The following is a 9,194-nucleotide window of genomic DNA, read 5'->3' on the forward strand; positions in this document are numbered from 1 at the left end:
CAGGGATTGCAGTTGCAGTGACAGCCGGCCAATGCGCTACCGGGCGGGCGCCCACCCCACCATGCGCTCGGCCAGCGATGGGATGGCCATCGGCATCTTCACCCTGCGGCAATGCCTGACCCGGACACCGCGTCAGCCACGCATGGCGTGGCTCTACCCCCGTTGCTGCCGGGTTGCGATCCGTGACGCCACATCCCGGACCATGCCTAACACCGCATCGGACCCGGGTAGAGCCACGCCATGCGTGGCTGCCGAAGCCGCCAAACTACGGCGCCGACCCACTGGCCGGCAACAACCGCGGCTGCTGGTCATACCACTCGCGCGCGCCCGCCAGGTGCCACTTGCGCTGCTGGCCCTGCAGCTCGATCCCGGCACCCAGCACGCCCCAGCGCAGGTACAGATCCCCCCGCCGCTGCGCATGTGCAAGGTCGAGCCGGGCGCGCAACGACAGGCGTTCGTTCTCGGCCTGCAGATCCTCCACGCGCAGCTCGCCACTGCGCCAGCGCAGCTGACCGCTGGCCTGCACCTCGCCCGAATCCAGCAGGCCCAGCACCCAGCGTGGATAGGCGCTGCGCTCGGCGAACACGCCCAGCAACGGCCCGGCATCGCGCAGGCGCAGATCGGCTTGGGCATCCACCTGGAACGGCGCGGCCGCATCGATATGGCCCTTGCGCACCACCACCGTTCCCCACCAGTTCTCTTCACCGCCCGCATCGCCGACACGGATACTGCGCAGATCGATCGTGGTACCGCCCAGGTCGAATTGTTTGGCATCGAAATCGGCCCGCTGCACGCGCGCCTTCAGCCGTGCATCACCGCGCATGGCGATGCCAGCCACCTGCAACTGCGCACCGCGTCCCCGCAGGTCGGCCCGGCCGGTGCCAACACGACCGGAGGAATCCATTTCGACATCGCCGCTGAGCAGGCCGGTGCCCCCGAGCAGGCGCACGTTGTCGTTGCCCAGGTAGCGGTTGTAGGCGGTCAGGTCCGGCACCCGCGCATCTTTGAAGCGCAGGCGCGCGCGCATGCCGTCACGCAACTGCTGCAGGCGGGCGTCCCCGCGCAGGGTCAGGGCCATCGCGCGCCCATCGAACAACAACGCCTTGGGCGCGTTCGTCGGCGCGGCCAGGAACTGCGGAATCTTCACGTCCAGCTGCGCCTGGGCCGGCGCGCCCGCCACGATGCTGCCGTGTGCGTTGGCATCGCCGCGCAGACGTACACCGGCCACCTCGGCCACGGCCGCCACCTGCGGAATGTCCAGCGTGCTGCCCGGCGCAAGCTGGCCATCGGCGATCTTCAGGTCGCCCTCCAGCAGCCCGCCACCATCCAGGTGGAACCATGGCTTGCGCACGAACAGATCGGCGATCCAGTTCAACGACTCGAACTTCCACGCGCCCTGCACCTGCCCGGACAACCGGGGCAGCAGCTCGGCCGGCGCCCGGAACGGAATCTTCGTGCCGGTCACGCGCAGGTCGGCATGCAGTTCACTGCCGGTTTCCGGATCCCGCGGCAGCCGCGCCTGCACCCGCATGTCCTGCGCCACATCCAGCTGCAGGGACAGCAAACCCCGGTCATCGGCATCGATGCCGGCATGCACCGGCACCCGCCACACCACCCGGCTGCCGGCCTGCAACGCGCCCTGGTCCAGCACCACATCGGCATTGAGCCGCGCGTTCGATGGGGCGCTGCCCACCTTGACATGCGCGCCGCCGGTGTCGATTTCCAACGCCTGGCTGCGCGCATCGATCTGCAGCTGCGCCCAGGTGATCTCGAACTTGCGCAGCCCCGGCGCCTGGTCACGATAGTGACGCGGGAAGTGGAAGCGTGCGCCAAGATGCGCCTCGTCCAGCACCTTCACCCCGTCGAAACTGACTGTCGCCTGCTCGAAGCCGGCGGTGGAATCGAACAGTTCCGACGGCCCGCCCTTGAGCTGCTTGAGGAAGCCGACGTTGCCATGCCCTTGCCCCACGATCAGCAGCTTGCCGAACTGGCCGCTGCGGATGGAATCACTGTGGATCGCGTCGAAACGCAGCGTCCAGCCCCGATCGCTGCGCGGCGGTGGCGGAATCGCCTTGTCCACCCGCTGGATGTCCGCTTCCACGCCCGTGGCATCGATGCGCGGGATCCGTACCTCGCGGCGGAACAGCGCCACCAGATCGATCCAGGCGCTGGCCCGGTCGGCGCGGAAGATGTAGACCGTATGCCCGGCCTGCCCGCGCATGCGGATGTTCCACACGATGGCCTGGCCCGGCAGCACGGTGAGCGCCGGCCCGGTCTGCATGGTGAATTTTTCAGGCTTGCGGTTGGTGACCGCATCAAACAGCGGCGTATTGAGGAACACGTTACCGGCAATCAGATACAGCGCGTAGAGCGCCAGCAACGAGAACAACGCCAGGCGCCACGGCCGGGGCCAGCGCTGGACGCGCTCGGGAATCAGGGGCATGTAGGTAGGCGCGGGGCAGCAGAATGACCCGTGCACTATCGCCATCGGGCTGGCGCAGTCGCGTGAAGGCCTACTGCGTCGGTAGAGGCACGCCATGCGTGGCTGGCCTCCGTTGCCGCGTCATGAGCGCTGCCAACCACACATGGCGTGGCTCTACCACCGGGCACCGCCCCACGTTTCTGGCCGGCGCACGGCCCGGACGGCCCTCAGTCCGGCAGCTTTGCAATCACCTTGATCTCCACATSGAACCCATACAGCCACGTCACCCCGATCCCGGTCAGGGTCGGGTACGGCGCCTGGCCCCAGTACTCGGGCACGATCGCCCACACCCGCTCGAAGATCCGCTCCGGATCGACCAGGAACACGGTCACATCGACTACGTCCTCGAAGGTGCAGCCGGCAGCCCCCAGTACCGCGTTGAGGTTGTCGAACGCACGCCGCACCTGGTCCTCGAGCACCGGCTCGGGCGAGCCGTCCTCGCGGCTGCCGACCTGGCCGGAGACGAACAGGAAGCCATTGGCACGCACCGCCGGCGAATAGCGGTTGCGCTCGTACAGGGCCTGCCGGCCAGGCGGAAAGACCACGTCACGGGTTGCCATCGTTTTCTCCCGGGCCGGTGGCCCGTTGTTGTGATGCCACTACGGTAGAGGCCGCGCCGGCCTGGATAAACGCCCCAGACCGACCATCACTATTTGTAGAATCCAAACAATCCCACTCCGTAAGGCGCCCCATGGACCGCTTCGATGCAATGCAGGCCTTCGTGCGCGTGRTGGAAACCGGCAGCTTCACCAAGGCGGCCCAGACCCTGCAGCTGAGCCGCACCACCGTCACCCAACTGGTCCAGCAACTGGAGGCGCGGCTGCGGGTGCGCCTGCTCAACCGCACCACCCGCCAGGTCAACGTCACCGCTGACGGCGCGGCGTACTACGAACGGGTGGTGCGCCTGCTGGCCGACATCGACGATGCCGACACCAGCCTGTCCGGCGCCGCCGCCCTGCCACGCGGACGCCTGCGCATCGACGTGCCCGCGCCGCTCGCGCGCCTGGTGCTGGTCCCCGCCCTGCCCGACTTCCTGGCCCGCTACCCGGACATCCAGCTCGATCTGGGCGTGAGTGATCGCAACATCGACCTGATCGGTGAGAACGTGGACGCGGTGATCCGCGGCGGCCCGATCACCGATCAGTCGCTGGTCGCCCGCCGCATCGGCGACCTGCAGGCCGGCATCCACGCGGCACCGGCCTATCTGAACCAGGCGGGTATCCCCGACCACCCGCGCGCCCTGATCGACAGCCACCACCGCATCGTCGGCTACCTGCGCTCGCGCAACGGCAAGGTGCTTCCCTACACGATGCAGCGTGGCGAAGAACGCATCACCGTGCAGGGCCGCCACCGGCTGGCACTGGACGACGGCAACGCCTATCTCGCCGCCGGTGTGGCCGGGTTGGGCCTGCTATGGCTGCCTACCTACATGGCCGCCCCGCACGTGGCCAATGGCGAACTGGTGCGCGTGTTCGCGGACTGGCACCTCGAGCCGATGCCGCTGTATGTTGCGTTTCCGCCGAACCGGCATGTCAGCGTCAAACTGCGGGTGTTCATCGACTGGGTGGCCGGGTTGATGGCCACGCAGGCGCCGGTCGACACCCTGCCCCAGCGCTGAGCGCTTACGCCCGACAGCCCCACCAGGAAACCCCATGCACCACCGCTGCTGCATCGCACTGTTTGCCGGCCTCGTCCTGGGCAGCACGGCACTGGCCCAGACCCCGGAACCGAGCCGGGACCCGCTGCTGACCGCATTGCTCGACTGCCATTTCGCCTACGCCCAGCAGCATTACCGCAGCAGCGCCAGCGCCACCGAGATCGCCCTTGCCGCGGCATCGCACTGCGAACCGGCGCTGCAGGCGGCGGGGCTGGACACCTACCAGCGTGCGCTTGCTGCTGGCCTTCCCGCCGACAGCGCCGAGGCGTCGCGGTTGAAGATGCTGGATGAACTGCGCGCGATGCTGCCCGGCTTCACCGTGGACAAGGTCATCGGGTTCCGTTCCGCCGCCGCCGCCGACCAGTGAATCCACGCACGTGATGCACGCGTCGGTCAGCGCACCGCGTCCGCATCGACGACGGCCGCACGCGCCTTGACCCACAACCCGAACACCTGCATCACCTCCACCACCGGCTGCAACCGCCGCCCGTCCTCGGTCAGCGCGTACTCCACCTTGACCGGCACCGTCGGATACACGGTGCGGCTGACCAGCCCGGCCGCTTCAAGTGCACGCAGGTCCAGGGTCAGCATGCGCTGGGAAATGGCGGGAATGTCGCGGCGCAGATCGTTGAAGCGCTTCGGCCCATCGAGCAGGTAAGAGGCGATCAGCAGCCGCCAGCGCCCGCCGAGCAGGCGCATGGCTTCTTCCACCGAGCAGCCGGAGACGGTGTCTTTCATCGAAGGGTCCAGAAGGCGGGAGGTAACAATTATGTACCTACACCACAGGATAGTGCCTTCTTCCGTTTTTATACCGCGCTCCTAGAATGCGGCAGGACGCCTCACGCAGAGGCCCCCTCCCCGTCCTGGATACCTCAATGAAGCTCTATTACCTGCCCGCCGCCTGCTCGCTCGCCGCACACATCGTGCTCAACGAACTCGGCATCGCCGCCACGCTGGTCAAGGTCGATCACCGCACCCATCGCACCGCCGACGGCGATGACTACCTGCGGGTCAATCCACTTGGCTACGTGCCGGCGCTGGAACTGGACGACGGCAGCGTGCTGCGCGAAGGCGCGGCGATCCTGCAGTTCCTCGCCGACCAGCATCCGGCCAGCGCACTGGCACCAGCGAACGGCACGCTGGCGCGCTACCGCCTGCAGGAATGGCTGAGCTTCCTCGCCACCGAGATCCACAAGGGATTCATCCCCCTGCTGTACGCCACCGCCGCCGGCAAGTATGTGGACACCGCACGGCCGAAGCTCGCGCAACGTGTCGCCTGGATCGACGCGCAACTGGCCGAACGCGATTACCTCACCGGCGACACCTTCAGCGTCGCCGACGCCTACCTGTTCGCACTGGTTGGCTGGGGCCAGGCGGCGTGGCTGACTTCGTACTACAAGGCCGACATCCACTTCGATGCGCTGGCCAATCTGCAGCGCTGGTATCAGCGCGTGCAGGCCCGCCCCTCGGTGCGCACCGCGCTGGAACGCGAGGGCCTGGCCGCGCCCGTCGCGGCGTGATCCGCGCTCCCCCGGAACCACCGCCCCCCCTCTGATGCAATGCCCGGACGACCGGTGCGCTCAGCGCGACTGCACGGCCACGGCCACATCGTCGCGCCCACGCGGCAGCGGCGCGATCGCCAGCGTGTCGCCGGTGCACACATCCACCCCGTGATAGACCGCGCGCCGGCCATTGCGGAACTGCAGCCGTACATCGAACCGGCAGCCGGCCTCGCCCAGGCGCACGGTGGCGCTGCCGCCGCCCCCGTCGAGCCTGTCGATCGGTCGGGCGACGTATGCATCGCTGCCGGCCGGGGCCACCTCCAGCGCGACGACGCTGTCGTGGGCGCGGTTGAGCAGGCCGAGGTAACGTGCATCGCCGGCCTGCGCCGGGGYGGTCACCAACAGCGGGATCAAGCACAGCGAAGCGATCAGGACAGGGCGGATCAGGAACATGGCGGCATCTCCGTAGCGGTGAAGGACGTCCGTATCAGGCACCGGCCATCGCCCGCCGCCAATCGATCCGGGACCAATCGTCGCCACGCGCGGGCCAATCGTAATGGGCCGTCATGGCGCTTCCCGCCCCCTCCCCCCGCGCCTAAGATGCCCCTTGCCGCACACCCGCGGCGCAGGACCGACCATGCTCATCCGCCTTGGCAGCACCCAGATCCGCCTGTCCCGCTACATCGCCCTGTGGACGCTGGTGGCGCTGGTGTTCGCCATGCAGAACGCGATCAACGTCGGCCTGCCCCGCACCAACTGGCCGTTCTGGGATCTGGCCCGCTGGTCGCTGATCCAGTGGTATACCTGGGCCGCCCTGGCACCGACGGTGTTCCGCCTGGCCGAACGTTTCCCGGTGCGCGGCACGCTGCGCTTCCACGGTCTGGGCGCGCAGGTGCTGGCCAGCCTGTGCGTCACCTTCGCCGCGATGGTGCTGGGCGCGCTGGTCTCCACCCTGTTCGAACCCAGCGGGTTCGCCGAGCAGCTGGGGTATTTCCTGGAACAGCACTTCGCCATTGGCCTGCTGACCTACTGGACGCTGTTTGCGATCCAGCAGGCGCTGCATTTCCACGCCGAGAAGGCCCGGCGCGAACTGGAAGCCAGCCAGCTGGCCACCGAGCTGGCGCAGTCGCGTCTGCTCGCGTTGAAGTCGCAGCTGCAGCCGCATTTCCTGTTCAACACGCTGCACGCGATCATTACCCTGCTCGACGAGGACAAGCTGTCCGCCGAAGACATGCTGCTGCGCCTGAGTGAGCTGCTGCGTGCGTTCCTGGAGGACTACGACGGCCAGGAAATCAGCCTGCGCCAGGAGCTGGACCTGATCGAGCTGTACCTGGGCATCCAGCGTGTGCGCTTCAAGGACCGCCTCACCACCCGCACCTACATCGCCCCGGACACGCTGGAGTGCGCCGTCCCGAGCCTGATCCTGCAGCCGCTGGTGGAGAACGCCCTGCGCCATGGCATCGGCCAACGCGTGGGCAGCGACACCATCGAGATCGAGGCGCGGCGTGACGGCGACGCGCTGTGCATCGAAGTGCGCAACCGCAACAGCACCCTCTCCGCCGAGCCGACCGCCTCGGCCGGCCATGGCATCGGCATGTCCAACACGCGATTGCGCCTGCAGGAACTCTACGGCGATGCCGCCGAGGTGCGCCTGGACATGATGTGGCCCGAAGGCGTGGTGTGCCGCATCCGCGTGCCCTTCCGCGTGCTGGAGAGCGCCGAGGATGCACCCGAATTCAACCCCGGCCTGTCGCCGGCATGACCCTCACCGCGCTGGTGGTGGATGACGAGCCGATCGCGCGCCACGCGATCGTGCGCCTGCTGCGCGACGATACCGATATCGAGATCGTCGGCGAGTGCGGCGATGGGGTCTCGGCGGTGGCCGCGATCCGCAATCAATCCCCGGACCTGGTGTTCCTGGACATCCAGATGCCGGCCATCAACGGCATGGACGTGGTCGCCACCATCGGTGCCGAGCGCATGCCCGCCACCGTGTTCGTCACCGCGTACGAGCAGTACGCGGTCAAGGCCTTCGAGGCCAACGCCATCGATTACCTGGTCAAGCCGTTCAGCCGCGAGCGCTTCGCCGCCACCCTGCAGCGCGCAAAGCACCGGCTGTCGGCCGCCAGTGGCGTCGGCGCGCAGGCCTCGGTGCAGATCCTGCAGGCACTGGATGCGCTGCGCCAGCGCGAGGACTACCTGCAACGCATTCCGGTGCGGGTGGACGAGCACGTGGTGCTGATCGCGGTGGACGACATCGTCTGGATCAAGGCCGCGCGCAACATCGTGGAAATCCACCTGGTCGACCGCGTGCACGAGCTGCGCGAAACCATGGCGACGTTGGCCGCGCGGCTGGACCCGCGCCATTTCGCCCGGGTGCACCGCTCGGCGATCGTCAACGTGCGTCGGGTCAAGGCCATCCATCCCTGGTTCAACGGCCACCACGTGGTCACCATGGATACCGGCCAGCAGCTGCGCATGAKCCGCTACCAGAACGAGGCCTTCCTCAAGCTGGTGTCCACGCGCAGCGGCGACATCGGCTAGCGCCGGGTCGTGCCCGACCGGGTCGCCATCAGCGTCCCGTCTGCTCACCCGCACGCAGCGTCAACACCTCCACCCCATCGGCAGTGACCAGCACCGTATGCTCGGCCTGCGCGGAGAGCTTGCCGTCGCGCGTGGTCACCGTCCAGCCGTCCTCGCTCATGTCGATGGCCGCGCGGCCCTGGTTGATCATCGGCTCGATGGTGAAGGTCATGCCTTCCTCCAGTTCCAGCCCATCGCCGCGGCGACCGTAATGCAGCACCTGCGGCTCTTCGTGCATTTCCCGGCCGATGCCGTGCCCGCAGAACTCCTTGACCACGCTGTAGCCGTGCGCCTTGGCATGCTGCTGGATCGCAAAGCCGATATCGCCCAGCGTCGCGCCCGGACGCACCACGCCGATGCCTTTCCACATCGCCTCGCGGGTGACCCGCACCAGCCGCTTGGCCGCGTAGTCCACCTCGCCGATCAGGTAGGTCTTGCTGGCGTCGGCGATGTAGCCGTCCTTCTCCAGCGTGATGTCCAGGTTGACGATGCTGCCGCTGCGCAGGACGTCATCGGCCGACGGCACGCCGTGGCAGACCACCCGGTCGATGGAGCTGTTCAACACGTAGGCGAAACCATACTGGCCCTTGCTGGCCGGCCGCGCGTGCAGCTGATCGACGATGAAGCGTTCCACCCAGTCGTTGACCTGCAGCGTGCTCATGCCTTCCAGCGGCAGCGTATCCAACGCCTCGAACACCTGTGCCAGCAGACGCCCGGATGCGCGCATCAACGCCTGCTCTTCAGCGGTCTTGATCATGCTTCGGCCACCCGCAACGCACCCGGCTCGACCCCGGCCGCGCGCAGCTCGCGGCCGACGATCTCCTGGTAACTCATCCCGGGATTCATCTCGCACAGCATCCCGATCTTGATCCAGAAGCCGGCCTGGGCATTGATCGAGCGGCCGGACACACCACTGGCGCGGCGCAGGTTGTCGTGCAGTTCGTCGTCGATGTTGACGATGCCCATGGGG

General features: G+C 67.8%; 11 protein-coding genes. 5 read left to right on the forward strand and 6 right to left on the reverse strand.

Features of this window, described 5'->3' with window-relative positions; translation table 11 throughout:
• Positions 1-265: 265 nt before the first annotated feature.
• Together ACXJKH_RS00645 and ACXJKH_RS00650 are read right to left on the reverse strand one after the other, a co-directional pair.
• Entirely contained in the window at positions 266-2,443 is a 2,178-nt protein-coding gene (locus ACXJKH_RS00645) for a hypothetical protein (protein WP_457317907.1), read from the reverse strand.
• A 206-nt stretch (positions 2,444-2,649) separates the two neighbouring features.
• A complete protein-coding gene (locus ACXJKH_RS00650) occupies positions 2,650-3,042 on the reverse strand; it encodes a RidA family protein (RefSeq protein ID WP_457317908.1) in 393 nt (130 codons plus the stop codon).
• A 131-nt stretch (positions 3,043-3,173) separates the two neighbouring features.
• On the opposite strand from ACXJKH_RS00650, the gene ACXJKH_RS00655 reads away from it, so the two are divergent.
• Together ACXJKH_RS00655 and ACXJKH_RS00660 are read left to right on the forward strand one after the other, a co-directional pair.
• Positions 3,174-4,100, forward strand: coding sequence for a LysR substrate-binding domain-containing protein (locus ACXJKH_RS00655; protein ID WP_457317909.1), 927 nt, complete (start codon positions 3,174-3,176; stop codon positions 4,098-4,100).
• 34 nt (positions 4,101-4,134) lie between these two features.
• Positions 4,135-4,506, forward strand: coding sequence for a hypothetical protein (locus tag ACXJKH_RS00660; RefSeq protein WP_457317910.1), 372 nt, complete (start codon positions 4,135-4,137; stop codon positions 4,504-4,506).
• A gap of 26 nt (positions 4,507-4,532) precedes the next feature.
• Here the strand turns inward: ACXJKH_RS00660 and ACXJKH_RS00665 are convergent, their stop codons facing one another.
• Positions 4,533-4,877 (reverse strand): winged helix-turn-helix transcriptional regulator, encoded by a 345-nt coding sequence (locus ACXJKH_RS00665; protein ID WP_256774169.1) that lies wholly within the window; start codon positions 4,875-4,877, stop codon positions 4,533-4,535.
• 137 nt (positions 4,878-5,014) lie between these two features.
• Here ACXJKH_RS00665 and gstA point away from each other — a divergent pair, with 137 nt between their 5' ends.
• Positions 5,015-5,659, forward strand: coding sequence for a glutathione transferase GstA (gene gstA / locus ACXJKH_RS00670; RefSeq protein WP_457317911.1), 645 nt, complete (start codon positions 5,015-5,017; stop codon positions 5,657-5,659).
• A 60-nt stretch (positions 5,660-5,719) separates the two neighbouring features.
• Here the strand turns inward: gstA and ACXJKH_RS00675 are convergent, their stop codons facing one another.
• Positions 5,720-6,094 carry a hypothetical protein gene (locus ACXJKH_RS00675; RefSeq protein WP_457317912.1) on the reverse strand — a complete coding sequence of 125 codons (375 nt, stop codon included), beginning with the start codon at positions 6,092-6,094 and terminating at the stop codon, positions 5,720-5,722.
• Between the two features lie 184 nt (positions 6,095-6,278).
• Here ACXJKH_RS00675 and ACXJKH_RS00680 point away from each other — a divergent pair, with 184 nt between their 5' ends.
• Positions 6,279-7,403, forward strand: a complete 1,125-nt coding sequence (locus ACXJKH_RS00680) for a sensor histidine kinase (RefSeq protein WP_457317913.1) — start codon at positions 6,279-6,281, stop codon at positions 7,401-7,403.
• The gene (locus ACXJKH_RS00685; protein ID WP_457317914.1) at positions 7,400-8,185 is read left to right on the forward strand and encodes a LytR/AlgR family response regulator transcription factor; all 786 of its coding nucleotides are present in this window, start codon (positions 7,400-7,402) and stop codon (positions 8,183-8,185) included. Before ACXJKH_RS00680 ends, ACXJKH_RS00685 begins: the two co-directional genes overlap by 4 nt.
• A 28-nt stretch (positions 8,186-8,213) precedes the next feature.
• Here ACXJKH_RS00685 and map read toward each other — a convergent pair whose 3' ends face one another.
• Together map and ACXJKH_RS00695 are read right to left on the reverse strand one after the other, a co-directional pair.
• On the reverse strand, positions 8,214-8,981 hold the full coding sequence (gene map / locus ACXJKH_RS00690) for a type I methionyl aminopeptidase (protein WP_256774164.1): 768 nt from the start codon (positions 8,979-8,981) through the stop codon (positions 8,214-8,216).
• Complete coding sequence (locus ACXJKH_RS00695; RefSeq protein ID WP_179458689.1) at positions 8,978-9,190, reverse strand: ParD-like family protein; 213 nt, start codon at positions 9,188-9,190, stop codon at positions 8,978-8,980. Before ACXJKH_RS00695 ends, map begins: the two co-directional genes overlap by 4 nt.
• Between the last annotated feature and the right edge of the window lie 4 nt (positions 9,191-9,194).

This window comes from Stenotrophomonas sp. P5_B8, from assembly GCF_054049855.1.

What these genes read in the sequence shown, in the direction of transcription:
- map (WP_256774164.1), bottom strand. Translation starts at nt 8,981, where the DNA reads ATGATCAAGACCGCTGAAGAGCAGGCGTTGATGCGCGCATCCGGGCGT.
- gstA (WP_457317911.1), top strand. Translation starts at nt 5,015, where the DNA reads ATGAAGCTCTATTACCTGCCCGCCGCCTGCTCGCTCGCCGCACACATC.
- ACXJKH_RS00695 (WP_179458689.1), bottom strand. Translation starts at nt 9,190, where the DNA reads ATGGGCATCGTCAACATCGACGACGAACTGCACGACAACCTGCGCCGC.
- ACXJKH_RS00660 (WP_457317910.1), top strand. Translation starts at nt 4,135, where the DNA reads ATGCACCACCGCTGCTGCATCGCACTGTTTGCCGGCCTCGTCCTGGGC.
- ACXJKH_RS00665 (WP_256774169.1), bottom strand. Translation starts at nt 4,877, where the DNA reads ATGAAAGACACCGTCTCCGGCTGCTCGGTGGAAGAAGCCATGCGCCTG.
- ACXJKH_RS00680 (WP_457317913.1), top strand. Translation starts at nt 6,279, where the DNA reads ATGCTCATCCGCCTTGGCAGCACCCAGATCCGCCTGTCCCGCTACATC.
- ACXJKH_RS00645 (WP_457317907.1), bottom strand. Translation starts at nt 2,443, where the DNA reads ATGCCCCTGATTCCCGAGCGCGTCCAGCGCTGGCCCCGGCCGTGGCGC.